Annotated in this window: 12 protein-coding genes; 8 read left to right on the forward strand and 4 right to left on the reverse strand. The window is 69.9% G+C overall.

Annotated features, from left to right (window positions below):
- Positions 1 to 160 precede the first annotated feature (160 nt).
- The 8 genes from J2Z79_RS12405 to J2Z79_RS12440 all read left to right on the forward strand — a co-directional run bounded on the left by J2Z79_RS12405 (position 161) and on the right by J2Z79_RS12440 (position 11,134).
- The gene (locus J2Z79_RS12405; RefSeq protein WP_209467214.1) at positions 161 to 1,000 is read left to right on the forward strand and encodes a hypothetical protein; all 840 of its coding nucleotides are present in this window, start codon (positions 161 to 163) and stop codon (positions 998 to 1,000) included.
- A gap of 153 nt (positions 1,001 to 1,153) precedes the next feature.
- Positions 1,154 to 3,346 (forward strand): YcdB/YcdC domain-containing protein, encoded by a 2,193-nt coding sequence (locus tag J2Z79_RS12410; RefSeq protein ID WP_209467215.1) that lies wholly within the window; start codon positions 1,154 to 1,156, stop codon positions 3,344 to 3,346.
- Positions 3,347 to 3,582: 236 nt separating this feature from the next.
- Positions 3,583 to 4,449 (forward strand): DUF2268 domain-containing putative Zn-dependent protease, encoded by an 867-nt coding sequence (locus tag J2Z79_RS12415; protein WP_209467216.1) that lies wholly within the window; start codon positions 3,583 to 3,585, stop codon positions 4,447 to 4,449.
- A 1,123-nt stretch (positions 4,450 to 5,572) separates the two neighbouring features.
- Positions 5,573 to 6,595 (forward strand): helix-turn-helix domain-containing protein, encoded by a 1,023-nt coding sequence (locus tag J2Z79_RS12420; RefSeq protein ID WP_209467217.1) that lies wholly within the window; start codon positions 5,573 to 5,575, stop codon positions 6,593 to 6,595.
- Positions 6,596 to 6,835: 240 nt separating this feature from the next.
- Entirely contained in the window at positions 6,836 to 7,993 is a 1,158-nt protein-coding gene (locus J2Z79_RS12425; RefSeq protein ID WP_209467218.1) for a COG1470 family protein, read from the forward strand.
- Positions 7,994 to 7,998: 5 nt separating this feature from the next.
- Entirely contained in the window at positions 7,999 to 9,009 is a 1,011-nt protein-coding gene (locus J2Z79_RS12430) for an ABC transporter ATP-binding protein (RefSeq protein WP_342589482.1), read from the forward strand.
- A complete protein-coding gene (locus J2Z79_RS12435; protein ID WP_245302702.1) occupies positions 8,981 to 9,970 on the forward strand; it encodes an ABC transporter permease subunit in 990 nt (329 codons plus the stop codon). The genes J2Z79_RS12430 and J2Z79_RS12435 overlap by 29 nt, the downstream gene beginning before the upstream one ends.
- Before the next feature lie 177 nt (positions 9,971 to 10,147).
- A complete protein-coding gene (locus tag J2Z79_RS12440; protein WP_209467219.1) occupies positions 10,148 to 11,134 on the forward strand; it encodes an SDR family oxidoreductase in 987 nt (328 codons plus the stop codon).
- Between the two features lie 207 nt (positions 11,135 to 11,341).
- Here J2Z79_RS12440 and J2Z79_RS12445 read toward each other — a convergent pair whose 3' ends face one another.
- The 4 genes from J2Z79_RS12445 to J2Z79_RS12460 all read right to left on the reverse strand — a co-directional run bounded on the left by J2Z79_RS12445 (position 11,342) and on the right by J2Z79_RS12460 (position 15,208).
- The gene (locus J2Z79_RS12445; RefSeq protein WP_209467220.1) at positions 11,342 to 12,526 is read right to left on the reverse strand and encodes an MFS transporter; all 1,185 of its coding nucleotides are present in this window, start codon (positions 12,524 to 12,526) and stop codon (positions 11,342 to 11,344) included.
- A 111-nt stretch (positions 12,527 to 12,637) separates the two neighbouring features.
- Entirely contained in the window at positions 12,638 to 13,966 is a 1,329-nt protein-coding gene (locus tag J2Z79_RS12450; protein WP_209467221.1) for a S41 family peptidase, read from the reverse strand.
- A gap of 82 nt (positions 13,967 to 14,048) precedes the next feature.
- Positions 14,049 to 14,369, reverse strand: coding sequence for an XdhC family protein (locus J2Z79_RS12455; protein WP_245302703.1), 321 nt, complete (start codon positions 14,367 to 14,369; stop codon positions 14,049 to 14,051).
- Complete coding sequence (locus J2Z79_RS12460; RefSeq protein ID WP_245302709.1) at positions 14,369 to 15,208, reverse strand: XdhC family protein; 840 nt, start codon at positions 15,206 to 15,208, stop codon at positions 14,369 to 14,371. The genes J2Z79_RS12455 and J2Z79_RS12460 overlap by 1 nt, the downstream gene beginning before the upstream one ends.
- Between the last annotated feature and the right edge of the window lie 3 nt (positions 15,209 to 15,211).

Raw genomic sequence — 15,211 nt, forward strand, 5'->3', positions numbered from 1 at the left:
GCCCATTATACCTTGTCCCGCCACGGGCTGCCAGTGCGTGCCACCGGACCTGGTCTGCCGGTCTGCGACACGGGCAGCCGGCACACGGGTGGCCATGCGAGAGGAACCCGTGTTATCCTGCCGAATTCTGACGATGAGACCATCCGAGGAGGGGTACGCCGTGAAGCCCTTTAGAGGCCCGAAGTTGACAGGCCCCAGCAGGGCGGTGCTCAGGTTCCTGGCCTATGCGGAAGAGCTGGACGAACAGGAGGCGCTGGAGGAGGCCCTTCTGACCACCCTGGCGCTCAGGACCACGCAGTCGCTCCGGATCGCGAACCTGGACCCCATCGACGGCGAGGACGGGAAGTACCTCGTCCAGGCGCGCTACATGGCCAACCTCCTGGACGAGAACGACCCGGCGTACCACTGGCGGATCACCCGGAACGAGGACGGCTGGTGGGAGCTGCAGCGGGCCGAGGCGAGCCTGGACGAGGAGCTGGAGTGGGAGCCCTGGCCCTGGGCCATGGCCGCCGTCGACTCGGAGTGGTCGGACGAGGATCTGGACGACGAAGAAGAAGATGACGAAGATGAAGACGAAGACGATGACGATGATGACGACGATGATGACGATGATGACGATGATGACGATGATGACGATGATGATGACGATGATGACGACGATGACGACGATGACGACGATGACGACGATGACGAGGACGTAGAGGGGTACGAAGACGAAGACGAGGACGAGGACGAGGACGTAAACGAAGACGAGGACGAGGACGTAGACGAAGACGAGGACGAAGACGAAGACGAGGACGAAGACGAGGACGAAGACGAAGACGAAGACGAAGACGAAGACGAGGACGCAAACGAAGACGAGGACGAGGACGAAGACGAAGACGAAGACGAAGACGAAGACGAAGACGACGGCGATGACGGCGACGATGGTGAGCCCGATGACAACATAGATCAAGACGCCGGAGTCCCGGAGGGCGGCACCGACGAGACCGCGGGTTGATGCCCCTGACCAGGCCGGAGACGAAAACCCCCGCCGGGGCACATGGCGGCGGTGCCCGTGCCGAGTCGCACGCCGCCCGGTCGTACCGTTCTTCACACAACGGAAACCCATCACGACGATACCCCCGTCCAACGACTGGAAGGGGGTATCACCATGATCCGGAAGCAGAACCGTCTCCTGGCTGCCCTGCTGGCCGCCGCACTGCTGGCCCTGCCCACCGGGGCCTGGGCGGCCGACGGGACGGTACCCGAGGACCCGGCCCTGCCCGCTGCGCAGCCCCAGCTGGCCGAGGTGAAGGTGAGCCGGGAGCAGGCCGTCGCCATCGCCCACCGGACCTTCGCCATCCCTGCCGAGCTGGGTGAGCCCAACGCCGGGATCAGCCAGGACGCGGACAGAGCCGTGTGGTCGCTCCGCTGGCAGAGCGACGAGAAGAAACCCGACCAGATCTACATCAATGTCTACATCGACGCCGTAAACGGCCGGGTGGTCGGGTACAGCACCTGGTCGACCGGCCCTGAGTCCCAGGCCCTCAGCTACACCCGGGACGAGGCCCTGGCCATCGCCCGGGACTGGTTCCAGAAGCTGGTGCCGGAGGAGCTGCGGCCCGCCCTGCGCTTCGTCGACACGGGGATGGCTGCCCGGTACTACGGCGGCGCCACGTACCAGTTCCACTGGGAGCGGGTGGAGCAGGGCTACCCGGTGATGGACGAGGGCGTCTCCATCGCCGTCGACGCCCGCAACGGCAGCCTGACCGACTACAGCCTGACCTGGAGCGAGGGCCGCTCCTTCGCCGCGCCCGGGTCGGTCCTCTCCCGGGAGAAGGCCGAGGCCGCACTGCGGCCGCACTTGGGCATGACCCTCCAGTACCGCTACTACACCAAGCGAGGTACCGATGAGGGCGAGTGGCGCCTGGTCTACGCGCCGCGCACCGGCCTGCCCTACGTCGACCAGGAGGGCCGGCTGCTGGACTACAACGGTCGCGTCGCTCAGCCCAACCCCGAGCCCAGGCTGCTGGATTCGCCCCAGAAGCCCTACCGGACGCCCACCAGCCCGCTGGACCGGGAGGCGGCCCTGGCCATCGCCGCAGCGGCGACCGGCATCACCGCGCCCCCGGCCTCCAGCTCCTACGACGAGACCGGGACGGACGTCAAGCGGCACGAATGGTCCTTCTCGTGGCGGACGGACGGCGTCGAGACCTATGCGACCGTCGACGCCCGGGCCGGCGTCCTGACGTCCCTGTACACCTGGTCCCGCGACGACGAGTCGCTGCGGGAGGGTGAGGAGCCGCCGGTCAGCCGGGCGGAGGCCGAGGCGAGGGCCATCGCGTTCGTGCAGAACAACCGGCCCGACCTCGCCGGCCGTATCCTCTACCTGCCGCAGCCCGAACGGGGTGACATGTACCGGAAGCCCGTCAGCTACGACTTCCACTTCGTGCAGCTGCAGAACGGGCTGCCGGTGGACGGCCGGGATCTGTCGGTGGAGATCGACGCCCGCACCGGCGCCGTGCGCTGGTACTCCGCCTACACCGAGGTTCCGGGGAAGGATGACTTCCCCGCCGCCGAAGGCGCGATCCGCGCGGACAAGGCCCTGGATGCCTACCTGGAGGCTAAGGGGATCCGCCTGGCCTGGGTGACCCTCTGGGATCCCGACAGGGAGGAGCGGCGGCAGCCGCAGCTTCTCTGGGCCTCGGACGACGTGCTCCCGCTCTCCGCCATCGACGCCCGCACCGGCGCTCCGCTGGACTGGGAGGGGCGCGACCTGATCGCGGCGGCCCGCCGGCCCACCGACATCGCCGGCCACTTCGCCGAGCGGGAGATCGAGCTGCTCTGGAGCCGCGGGGTCCTCGAGCTGGAGGACGGCAGGTTCCGCCCGGACGAGCTGGCCACCGCCGCGGAGCTGGCCCGCTGGATCGTGCTGGCGAAGGGCATCCAGCCCTATCCGGCCGCCGACTTCCGGGGCATGGGCGCAGGTTCGGCGCTCGCCCTGCAGCTGGAGGCCTCGAAGGATTCGCCCTACTTCGGCGCCGCCTTCCGGGCCGGCATCATGCGGCCGGAGGACTTCACCGAGGGGGTTGACCTGAACGGGCCGGTCTCCCGTGAGCTCTTCGCCCTCTGGGCTGTCCGGGCCATGGCGTACACGCGGGTCGCCGAGATGGAGGCACGCATCGCGCTGCCCTTCGCCGACGCCGAGCAGGTGGGCGCGAAGTACCACAACGCCGTCGCCCTGCTGGCCGGCTTCGGGATCATCTCCGGCGATGCGGAGAACCGGTATCACCCGCAGGCGGAGATCACACGGGGCGCCGCAGCGCAGATCCTCTATGCGGTGTCGGCAGAGCAGCGGTACTAGCAACGGGGGGTTGGTCGCAGGACCAACCCCTTCTGTACTCGCTCGGCCGGGTCCGGCAAAGCGCCCCGCGGTGGTTGCGGGGTAGCTTATTGGACAGCGGCGGATTGGACGTGGCGGCCCGGCGGCCGCGCGGGTCAGACGGCGCCGCGCCTGCAGAATTGCGACGCGGTACCCGTTGACCCTCACGTCGCGGCAGGGTGTAGACTAGGTCCAGCCGAGTGAAAGGAGTACAGACGATGCACATTACGGTCCATCCCATGATCGCCGCCCAGCGTGCGGTGCTCGACCTGCCGCAGGCCGAGCGCCGGGAGGCCATCCTCCGTCTGCTGGAGCCCTTCGAGCCCATGGTCCGGATCATGTTGCCCCCCGGCGTCGACCCCATCCACATGTTCGGCCTCATGCGCCCGGACGGGCCCGAGCAGGCCTACCGGCAGGCGCTGGACCGCCTCGAGGCCGCGGGCGCGGAGGAGGTCTGCCGGTTGGCCCTGGAGCGGGCGGCGGCGGCCATCGCCGCAACGGGCTATCAGATCCCCATCGACACGCTGCACTTCGGCCTCTTCCTCTGGGACGCCGACCCGGCCAAGGCGGCCCTGAACCAGGGTTACACAGGCTTCGGGGGCATTCCCGGCTACGTGATGGTCAACATCTGGCCCGATGACCGGAACCTGCCCCGGCTCGGCGCCTGCGTCGCCCACGAGTTCAACCACCAGGTGCGCCTCTTGGTGGAGCCCTGGCGCATGGACATCTCGGTGGCCGAGTACATCGTGATGGAGGGCCTGGCCGAGTCATTCGCGGCCGAGCTCTACGGACCCGACGCCATCGGCCCGTGGGTGACGGAGGTCCGGGGCGGCAACCTGGAGACCGGCCGGCAGCTGATCGCCCGGGCCCTGGATGTCCGGGGGTTCGGCGAGGTGAGCAGCTACATCTTCGGCGACGAGGTGGCGGCTGCGTTCGGCGGCAAGCCCAAGGGCGTGCCCACCCACGCCGGGTACGCCGTCGGCTACCACCTGGTGCAGGCCTACCTGCGCCGGACCGGCAAATCGGCGGCGGAGGCGACGCTGGTGCCCTCGGCCGAGATCGTGCGGGTCGCCGAGTACTTCTGAATAGACGTCCGCCCCGGTGACCGCTCGCTGTCACCGGGGCGGTTGCTCTGTGCGGATGGGCTTGGCGGGGCGCAACTGTGCTGAGGAATACCTCCCGAGGTAGCGGACGCCTGGCGACTCAGTCGAGACTGTCAGGAAAAAGCACACTCCCGCCGCGCCGGCGACTTGTTCCTGACACTCACCGTATCGATCGACGAACCACATCGCCGACCTCCGACTATTTCGCCCCGCCCGGGCGCATGCCAGCGCCGGGCGGGGCGCAACTGTGCTGAGGAATACCTCCCGGGGTAGTTGATGCCTGCCGACTCAGTCGGGACTGTCAGGAAACAGCACCCCACGCCCCGCCTGCGGCTTTTTCCTGACACTCGCCCTCCCGCGCCCCGGATCGGTCCCCAACCACATCGCCCACTCGCAGCCTCGCGCCCCGGCTCGGTCGCCCAACCACATCGCCGACCGCCGCCTGTACCCGCCCCGCCCGGGCGCATGCCAGCGCCGGGCGGGGCGCAACTGTGCTGAGGAATACCTCCCGGGGTAGCGGGCGCCTGCCGACTCAGTCGGACTGTCAAGAAAAAGCACCCCACGCCCCGCCTGCGGCTTTTTCCTGACACTCGCAGCTTTGCGCCTCCGTATCGGTCGACGAACCACATCGCCGACCTCCGAGTGCACCGCCCCGCCCGGGCGCATTCCGGCGCCGAGCCGGGCGCAACTGTGCTGGGGAATCCTCCCGGGGTGGTGGGCGCCTGTCGACTCAGTCGGGACTGTCAAGAAAAAGCACACCCCGGCTGCGCCTGAGTCTTTTCCTGACACTCGCAGCCTCGCGCCCCGGCTCGGTCGCCCAACCACATCGCCGACCGCCGCCTGTACCCGCCCCGCCTGGGCGCATTCCGACGCCCGCCGGGGCGCAACTGTGCTGGGAAATACCTCCCGGTGTAGCGGTAGCCTGCCGAGCCGGTCGGGACTGTCACGAAACAGCACACTCCCGCCGCGCCTGCGACTTTTCCTTGACACTTACCCTCCTATGCCTGGGCCCCCACTGGCAATGTCGACACTGCCACAGGAAAAATCTGATATCCCTAGCAGGAGATGCCTTCCCCTTGCCGAACATATATTCTGGTGATGCCTCATGGAAATCCAGATCCGGCCGGGACAGGTCAAAGTTCCCAGGACAATTATCCTTAACCCCGGCCTCACCCCCACCGCCAAGGTGACGTGGGCGGGATACCAGTTGCGGCCCCGCGGAGTCCGGGAACTGGCAGAGCTATCGGGGCTTTCCCGGACAGGTGCGCAGAGCGGTCTGGCCGTGCTGCGGAGGCTCAATCTCTGTCGGACTCTGCCGGTGCCTCAGCGACCGGGTAGCTGGGCAGCCATCCCCGTGGACCTGCTCAGGAGTCACCTCCCCGCACAGGCGAAGGTCATGTACGCGACCGTCCAACTACTGCCCGGTTTCCAGGAGTCCACGGTGGCAGTCACCTACGATCAGCTCTGCACTGTCACGGGTTGCTGCCTCAATACGGTCAAGCGCGCGCTGGACGTGTTGCGCTCGCACGGCTGGATCGGGATAACGCGTCCCGGACGGTACGGCTCCTTCTTCATCACCGTGATCAATCCCCACGCGGAGTCACAGGCGAGAGCCGTTGCTCAGGTAACCCGTCGACTGGACAGGGCCAAGTACCGGGGAGAGGCCTTGATGCGAGAACTGCTCACGATTGCGGTGGATCGCGACGATTACGAGGACGACGCCTCGCCGGGTTTCCTCATAAACCCCTATACCATGGAACGAATGCGGATCGACCGAATCTACTGGCCGGACGCGGGGTTTGAGTTCAACGGTCCCCAGCACTACGTCCCCACGGAGCTTTTCCCCAGTTTGGAGCAGGTGCGGTACCAGCGGGCCAGGGATCTGATGAAGCAGGCCATCTGCCAGCAACGGGGAATCCAGCTGGTCCTGGTTCACAGCGAGGACCTTTCGCTGAGCGGCATCCTGAGGCTGATACCGGACCGCCTCCCCCGCCGTTGCCTGGATGGCCAGGAGATGCTGGTCGCCTACGTGGAATCGCTCTGCCGTTCCTACCGGCAGCGCGCTCCTCTGCCCCTGCCCAGGCCAAACCAAGCCCCCCTGGGAGCTGCACCCCGGGGGACCAACTAGACCACCGACCTCCCAATCGTGCCATCGGTCGGGCTCCTGGGGCAGTGGGACGCGGCCTGGGCGGCGTTCGGAGACGTTTCTTAGGCAGTTCTAAGGTTCCTGTAAGCCTATTTTCATCTTCCTTTGCCACCATTTCTGTCGGGATTTCCAACACTGCCGGCATCGTCGCGCGGGAGCGCCCGATCGCCCGCCCGACGCTCCCCGCAGCGATGCCCCACATCGTTGTGAGGTGAGGACTCGATGTCGTTCCGCATTCCACGCTGGGGGATCATGCTGGCCACGGCCGCATTGGTCCTCCTTTACGTTGCCCCGCCCGCCGCAGCAGCTGCCCTGACGCTCTCGACCCGCTATCCCGGCATCGTCGTCAAGCCGGGCGAGCAGCTCACCCTGACCCTCAACCTGTCCGGCGGCGCGGGCGTGGCCGACCTGGCGGTGGTCGAGCTGCCCGAGGGCTGGGAGCAGCCCACCTTCCGGGGCTCGGGCTACCCCGTGAACCAGGTCTACGTCGCCCCGGACAGCAGCGAGACCGTGACGCTGAACCTGCCGGTGCCCGAGCGGGCAGCGGAGGGCACATACCGGGTGGTCCTGGCTGCGTCCAGCGGCGGCGAGGTCGCACGGCTGCCGCTGTCCATCACCGTCGCGGCCACCGCGACCGGGCGGGCCAGCATGAAGACCGACTTCCCGTCCATCCAGGCCCAGGCCGGCACGACCTACACCTTCACGGTGAATCTCCGCAACGAGGGCGATATGGACGAGATGTTCGCCCTCACGGCCACGCCGCCCCAGGGGTGGGAGGTCACATTCAACGTGTCCGGCAAGCAGGTGGGCACCATCCCGGTGGAGGCCAACAGCAGCCAGTCCATCTCCGTGTCGGTGAAGGTCCCGGAGGAGCTGGAAGCCGGCACCTACACCGTGCCCGTCTACGCCCGGTCGGGCTCGGCTGAGGCCAGCCTCGACCTCGAACTGGAGGTGCTGGGCAAGTACGGCCTGCAGGTGACCACCCCCGACGGACGGCTCTCCTTCGATGCGGTGGCCGGGCGCAAGAACGGCGTCACCCTCGAGGTCAAGAACACCGGCACCTCGCCCGTGACCAACATCAACTTCTCCTCCACGCTGCCGCCCAACTGGTCGGCCACCTTCTCGCCGGAGTCCATTGACAGCCTGGCGCCCGGCGAGAGCCGGCAGGTGACGGTGGAGGTCACCCCCAACAGCAAGGCGCTGGCGGGCGACTACCTGCTGACCCTGCGCGCCCGCAGCGGCGACTCCCGGGCTGTGGACAGCGCGGACTTCCGGGTGGCCGTGCAGACGCCCACCCTCTGGGGCCTGGCGGGCATCGGCGTGCTGGCCGCGGTGGGCGGCGGGCTCTACTGGGTCTTCCGGACCTTCGGCCGGAGGTGAGGCCGGTGGCTGAGACCGTGATCCAGACCCGCGGCCTGGTGAAGCGCTACGGCGACTTCACCGCCGTGGACGGCCTGGACCTGGAGGTCCGGGCCGGGGAGGTCTTCGGCCTGCTGGGTCCCAACGGGGCCGGCAAGACCACGACGATCCTGATGCTGCTGGGGCTGACCGAGCCCACCGAGGGCTCGATCCGGGTGCTGGGCCACGACCCCGTGCGCGAGCCCATCGCCGTCAAGCGCATCACGGGCTACCTGCCCGACAACGTCGGCTTCTACGACGAGCTGACCGGCCGGCAGAACCTCTTCTACACCGCCGAGCTGAACGGGATCGCCCGGCGCGAGGCCGCGCCGGAGATCGACCGGCTGCTCGGGCGGGTGGGGCTGGCCCACGCCGCCGACACCCGGGTGGGGGCCTACTCCCGGGGCATGCGGCAGCGGCTGGGCGTGGCCGACGTGCTCCTGAAGAAGCCCCGCGTCGTGATCATGGACGAACCGACCCTGGGGCTGGACCCCGAGGGTGCCCGGGCGTTCCTGCAGCTGATCCGGGAGCTGGCCGACGAGGGCATGACCGTCCTGCTCTCCTCGCACCTGCTCCACCAGGTGCAGGCGGTCTGCGACCGGGTGGCCATCTTCGTGAAGGGGCAGATGATCGCCTGCGGCCCCGTGGAGGAGCTGGCCGAGCAGGCCCTGTCCGGTGAGCCCCTGCGGCTGGAGGTGGAGTTCTCGCCCTGTCCGCCGGAGCTGCTCGCCGAACTGGAGCGGCTGGACGGTGTGGAGTCGGTCCGGCGGCTCGAGGAGGGCGAGCACCCAGGCGGCCCTGCGCCAGCCGGAGGGGTCGTGCGGCTGGAGCTCGTCTGCCGGAAGGAGCTGCGGCCCGAGGTGAGCCGGCTCGCGGCCGCCCACGGCGCAGCGGTGATGCACCTGAGCCAGGTGGGCCGCAGCCTCGACGACATCTACCGGCGCTACTTCGCCGAGGGAGGTGAGGGCGATGGCGGTTCTTCCAAGGGTGCAGCCTAGGGCCTGGCTGGAGCGGCTGCGCTCCCGGGCCGAGGCGGGCAGTGGCCGGGGGACCGGCGGGAGCGGGCTCGCCGCCGTGGTGCGCAAGGAGTTCGCCGACCACGTCTCCGGCTGGCGCATGCTGATCCTGGTGGCGCTCCTGGTCGTGACAGGGCTGGGTTCGCTCTACACCGCCGCCCAGACCATCCGGGACGCGGTGGGGCTGACCGCCGCCATCCCCGAGTTCGTCTTCCTGCGGCTCTTCACGGGCGGCTCGCCCCAGCTCCCGCCGCTGACCGCCTTCGTCACCTTCCTGGCGCCGCTGCTGGGCATCGCCCTCGGGTTCGACGCCGTCTGCGGGGAGCAGAACCGGCGCACCCTGAGCCGGATCCTGGCGCAGCCCATCCACCGGGACGCCGTGATCAACGGCAAGTTCCTGGCCGGCGTGCTGGCCATCGTGATCACCTTGACGGCCCTGCTGGCCGGGGTGGGCGCCCTGGGGCTCCTGATGCTGGGCGTCCCGCCCACGGGCGACGAGGCGCTGCGCCTCGTGGCCTACGGCGTGCTGACCACGATCTACGTGGCCTTCTGGCTCGCCTTGGCCATCCTCTTCTCCGTGGTCTTCCGCCAGGCGGCCACCTCGGCTCTGGCCTCGATCTCGGTCTGGCTGTTCTTCAGCGCCTTCTGGGACATGCTCGTGAACCTCGCCGCAGGCGACGACCCGGTGGGCCTGGGGCTCTGGCTCAGCCGCATCTCCCCCAGCTACCTCTACAGCGAGGCGATTGTCACCCTGCTCAACCCGCTGGTACGGACGCTGGGCCCGGTGACGCTGGAGCAGGTGCTCGGCGCCCTGGAGGGCGTGCTGCCGGTGGGCCAGTCGCTGGTGCTGGTCTGGCCGCAGACGGTGGGGCTCGTGGCCCTGACCGCGGTCTGCTTCGCCATTTCCTACATCCTCTTCATGCGGCGGGAGATCCGTGCGTGATGGCCGCCGAGTGAGGGGAACGTGCCGGTGCGCCCGGGGTTTCCGCTGCTGCGGGAACCCCGGGCGCCCTTTTGCCCCGCCGGCCCAGGCGGGCCAGCCCCATGTGCCCGCCCGCTCTTGATGCACGAAGATTGCATATAGTACAGTAAATGTCCGGGGCAAGGCAGAACGGGGGGGATGAACCTGGGAACGGAGACCGGAATCCACGTGGTGTTTGGCTCGGGGCCGGTCGGCATGGCCGTGATGCAGGAGCTGCTCGCCCGGGGAAAGCGCGTGCGGATGGTGAACCGCTCCGGCCGCGCCGACGTGCCCCCGCCGGTTGAGGTGGTCCGGGCGGACGCGACCGATCCGGTGACTGCGGGTCTGGCCTGCCGCGGCGCCGAGGTGATCTACCACTGCGCCAAGGCCCCCTACACCGAGTGGCCCGAGAAGTTCCCGCCGATCATGGACGGCATCATCAGGGCAGCCGCGGACGCGGGGGCCAGGCTGATCTACGCGGACAACCTGTACATGTACGGGCCGGTGGACGGGCCCATCACCGAAGCGCTGCCCTACCGGGCCACGGGGCGCAAGGGACGGACCCGGGCGCAGATGGCCGACGCGCTGATGGAAGCGCACCGCGCCGGCCGGGTGCGCGCCGCCATCTGCCGCGCCTCCGACTTCTTCGGCCCCGGCGTGCTCCACTCGGCGATGGGGGAGAGGGTCTTCGGCGCCGCGCTGGCCGGCAGGCCGGCGGAGCTGCTGGGCTCCCTGGACGTCCCGCACACCTACACGTACATCCGCGACTTCGCCAGGGCCCTGGTGACCCTCGGCGAGCGGGACGAGGCGCTGGGCCAGGTGTGGCATGCGCCCAGCGCCCCGACCATCACCACCCGGCAGTTCCTCGAGATGGTCTTTGCCGAGGCCGGGGAGAAGCCGCGCTTCCGGGTGGCACCCAGGGCGTTCGTGGCGCTCATGGGGCTCTTCAACCCGACCATTCGGGAGCTGAAGGAGATGCTGTACACCTTCGAGCGCCCCTACGTGGTGGACCACAGCCGGTACGCCCGGGCGTTCGGCGACCACTCGACGCCGCACCCGGTGGCGATCCGGGAGACCTTAGACTGGTACCGCAGGCGAGACGCGTCCAACGTGGCCGCGCCGGGGAAGGCGGCTGACGGGGCGTGACCCGCCACCGGCGGTCGCGCCGTCGCCTGGACGCGTTACATCCGGGCGCCGGGCAGTCGGGCATCAGGCCCCCGGATCCACGATACCCGTGCACGGATGGGCGTCGCGACCCCGGGCGCGGCGCCGCATCCAGGTGCCGCCAGCTTGCAGGGCCGGTACGGAACAGACCAATCCGGGCGCCCACGAGGGGCGCCCGGATCTCGCGTCTCACCGGCTGCCCTGCCGCCGGGCCAGGGCGGCCATGCCCAGGGCGGCGGTGAGCAGGCAGCCGATGAAGCCCACCACGCCGGGCCAGCCGAAGCGCATCCAGCAGAGGCCGGCGGTGGTCCCCGCGATGCTGGAGCCCAGGTAGTAGGTGAAGAGGTAGAGGGCGGAGGCGGCGCCCTTGTCCTGCACGGCCCGCTGCCCCACCCAGCCGCTGGCGATGGAGTGCGCCCCGAAGAAGCCGAAGGTGAAGACGGCGATGCCGGCGATCTTCACCAGAAGCCCGCCGGCGAGCGACACGGCGGCGCCGGCCAGCTGGATCGCGAGGCTCAGGGCGAGCATCGGCGCCCGGCCGTACCGGTCCGAGAGGCGGCCCATCCAGGCCGAGCTAAACGTGCCGGCCAGGTAGAGGACGAAGATCCAGCCCACCAGGGCGGCGCTGAGCCCGTAGGGCGGCGCCATCAGGTGGTAGCTGACGTAGTTGTACAGGGCGACGAAGGAGCCCATCGTCAGGAAGGCGATCAGGTAGAGGCTGCGCAGCAAGGGGTCGGAGAGTGCGTGCAGGAGCGACCCGACCAGGCGCCGCGGCTGCAGCGGCTGGGCCCTGAAGTGGCGGGACGGGGGGAGGGTGCGGGTGAACCAGAGGGCGCAGGCGAGGCTCAGCACGCCGATGCTGCCCACCGCGGCCCGCCAGCCCCAGAAGTCGGCGACGGTGCCGGCGATGATGCGCCCGCTCAGGCCGCCCACGGAGTTGCCCGCGATGTAGAGCCCCATCGCCGCCCCCAGGTGGCGGACGTCGATCTCCTCGGCCAGGTAGGCCATGGCGGTGGCGGGAAGTCCGGCCATCACCAGGCCGTGCAGGAAGCGCAGGGCCAGGAACGGGCCGAAGGTCGGCGCGAACGCCGCCGCCACGCCGATGACGCCGGCGCCCAGCATGGCGAAGGTCATGATCGGCTTGCGCCCCAGGGAGTCGGCCAGGGGTCCGACCAGCACCTGGGAGAGGGCGAGGCTCATCGTCGCCACCGACACGGAGAGGCTGGCGTGTGCGGGCGAGATGCCGAAGTGGTCGGACAGGAGGGGCAGGATCGGCTGGGTGACGTACAGGCTGGCGTACACCGCCAGCGCACCGAGGAACAGGGCCAGGGTCACCCGTCTGTACTCCGGGGTACCTTGCTGGATGCGGGTCACTGGGCGGGCCTTCTTTCGTAATGTTTTACGATGTGATAATACGTCATCCGTCAGGAGTTCGCCATAGTTCGGTGTTGAGCCGCCCGCTGCAGGCAGTGACCCGCCTTCCACCTACCGTTGTCCCCGCAGGATGGCGAGAGCCGCTTCCACGTCCGGGTCACGGCCGGCCGCGATGTCGGCGATGGTCAGCTGGACCTCGATGTCCGGCCGGGTGCCGTTCCCCTCCACCGGGGTCCCGTCGGGGAAGTACTCGATCCAGCGGGAGAGCCGCACCCTCGCCCCGCCGGGCAGCGTGAAGATCTCCGGGTTGGCAGAACCCGCACCCGTGGGGCGGCCGACGGTCGTCACCCGGCCGGTGCGGGCCAGCCCGCCGACGAAGAAGTCGTTGGAGCTGTAGACGCCCTCGTCGATCAGCAGCACCACCGGGCCGGTGTAGGTCCAGGGTCCCCGGGGCTCCACGTAGTGGGGCATCAGGGGGGTCCAGAACGGGTACATGCGGAACCGGAAGCGGCTGAAGAGCTGCCTCTCGGCGAACAGGCGGCCGGCGACCTGGCTGGCCAGCCTGTCGTCCCCGCCGCCGTTCCCCCGCACGTCGAGGATGAGTCCGGGCGCGCCCCTGAACCGCTCCAGGGCGGCGTCGAAGGCGTAGGCGGCGTCGCCTGTCCACATGTGGATGCGGATGTACCCGAATCCCTCGATCTCCCGGGCGGTGACCTGCGTGGGCTGCGGTCCGACCGTGGGGCTGTCCGGCTCGGGCTCGGGCCGCTCCAGTACCACGGTGTACTCGCCCCCGTCAGGCCGGAGGAAGGTCGCCGCCACGGCGCTGCCGGGCGGACCGGTGAGCAGGCTCCGGGCGATGCGGCGCTGGCGCCGGGCCTCGGTCGCCTCGCCGATGTACGGGCGCAGCTCCGCTGCCACCTCGGCCACGGGGCGGCCGTCGATGGCGGTCAGCCGGTCGCCGGGCGTGACCCGGTCCGCCAGGGCCTCGCCGACCTCCAGCACCACGTACTGCTCCTCCACCCAGCCAAGAGTGAGGGGCGGGGTGGTCACCGGCTGCTGTCCGGGGTAGGAGACGAGGCGGGAGTGGCCGTCGTCGAGCGAGGCCACCATCCGCTCCAGCACGCGGTAGAAGGCGGCGTCGTCGGGCGCCGCCTTCGCCTCGGGCCAGTAGGTCGCCCGGCGGGCTCTCCAGTCGATGCCCTTCAGCTCGAGGTAGGAATAGTTGCGCTGAACAGTCGTCCAGAGCGCGTCGAAGATCTCCCTGCGCTGCTCAGGCGTGAGCGGGCCTTCCCAGACGGGCTGGGGCTGTGCGGAGTTGACGGCGACCCGGTACAGGGAGAAGCCGAGAACCCCCAGCACGACCAGGAACACGACAGGGACGGCGAGCAGGACCAGCACCCAGCGGCGACGGTACCAGGGCTTCCGGACGGTTGGAACCATGGCGAGCCTCCCGAAAGTATCGTCTGGTACATTCTTCGCTGCTGAACTTTCCCATCCTTCACCCGCCTCCCGGCGTGGCCGGTCACGATCCGAACGGCTCGATCAGCACCTCCATCACCCCGCCGCAGACGGCCCCTTCGTCCAGCGCGGGGTCGTCCAGCAGGTCCACCTGCTCGACTACGGGGCGCCCCTCGTCCAGGGCGGTGAGGGCCGCCAGGCGGATGCGGTTCTCGCCGCAGCCTCCCCCGACCGAGCCGGCGATGCGGCCGTCCCGCCAGATGAGCATCTTCGCCCCCACCTCCCGGGGGCAGTGGCCGCGGGTGTGCACCACCGTGGCCAGCGCCACGCGCTCGCCCGCCTGCAGGGCCTCGTGGAGCTGCAGGATCGGATCCTCCACGGGCATCACCTCCGGCTCAGGTGTACCAGGGGCCTGTCCAGTGTCGAGAGCGGGGCGCCCGTGCCGCCCCTCCGGGAGGCGATCACCTCCGCGATCACGGCGATGGCGATCTCGCCGGGCGTCCGCGCACCGATGTCCAGCCCGATGGGCGCCCGCACCCTGTCGAGCCACGCCTCCGGCACGCCTTCCGCCAGCAGGGCGTCGCGCACGGCCCGGACCCGGGTGCGGCTGCCGATCATCCCGATGTAGGCCACGGGGGCGCCGGCCAGGGCGGAGAGGCAGGCGCGGTCGTGGGCGTGGCCGCGGGTCACGAGCACCACGTGGTGGCGGGGGCCCGGCGCCAGGGCGGTCAGCTCGGCCACGAGGGGTCCGCAGATCACCCTGCGGGCCATGGGGAAGCGGGAGGGGGAGGCGAAGGACGGGCGGTCGTCCAGCACCCAGACCTCGAAGCCGGCCAGGGCGCCGGCCGCCGCCACCTGCTGCCCCACGTGGCCGCCGCCCACCACCAGCAGCACCGGCGGCGGCAGGTGCGCCTCCACGTACACCCGCACGTCGCCCTCGGGCAGCCGGAGCCATCGGCAGCCCGTCTCACCCTGCTCGAGCATCTCGGCGGCCAGTCGGGCCATCTGGGCCGCCAGGGCGGGCCCGCCGCCCGGGAGGGGGGAGTGCAGCACGGCGTCAGCATGCAGGATCTCACCGTCTCCCACCAGCACGGCCGCGCCCAGGAGAGCCGGCGACGCGGCGTCCGGCCGCCGCTGGCGAGCCGGCGACCAGCCCACCACCTTCGCGACGGCGGCCGGCCGCCCGGCGGCTACCTCTCGGGCCAGGTGATCCAGGTAGGTCATGGC

Origin of the sequence: Symbiobacterium terraclitae (assembly GCF_017874315.1) — a bacterium.
Lineage (GTDB): Bacteria > Bacillota > Sulfobacillia > Symbiobacteriales > Symbiobacteriaceae > Symbiobacterium > Symbiobacterium terraclitae.

What these genes read in the sequence shown, in the direction of transcription:
- J2Z79_RS12460 (WP_245302709.1), bottom strand. Translation starts at nt 15,208, where the DNA reads ATGACCTACCTGGATCACCTGGCCCGAGAGGTAGCCGCCGGGCGGCCG.
- J2Z79_RS12425 (WP_209467218.1), top strand. Translation starts at nt 6,836, where the DNA reads ATGTCGTTCCGCATTCCACGCTGGGGGATCATGCTGGCCACGGCCGCA.
- J2Z79_RS12420 (WP_209467217.1), top strand. Translation starts at nt 5,573, where the DNA reads ATGGAAATCCAGATCCGGCCGGGACAGGTCAAAGTTCCCAGGACAATT.
- J2Z79_RS12435 (WP_245302702.1), top strand. Translation starts at nt 8,981, where the DNA reads ATGGCGGTTCTTCCAAGGGTGCAGCCTAGGGCCTGGCTGGAGCGGCTG.
- J2Z79_RS12410 (WP_209467215.1), top strand. Translation starts at nt 1,154, where the DNA reads ATGATCCGGAAGCAGAACCGTCTCCTGGCTGCCCTGCTGGCCGCCGCA.
- J2Z79_RS12415 (WP_209467216.1), top strand. Translation starts at nt 3,583, where the DNA reads ATGCACATTACGGTCCATCCCATGATCGCCGCCCAGCGTGCGGTGCTC.
- J2Z79_RS12450 (WP_209467221.1), bottom strand. Translation starts at nt 13,966, where the DNA reads ATGGTTCCAACCGTCCGGAAGCCCTGGTACCGTCGCCGCTGGGTGCTG.
- J2Z79_RS12440 (WP_209467219.1), top strand. Translation starts at nt 10,148, where the DNA reads ATGAACCTGGGAACGGAGACCGGAATCCACGTGGTGTTTGGCTCGGGG.
- J2Z79_RS12455 (WP_245302703.1), bottom strand. Translation starts at nt 14,369, where the DNA reads ATGCCCGTGGAGGATCCGATCCTGCAGCTCCACGAGGCCCTGCAGGCG.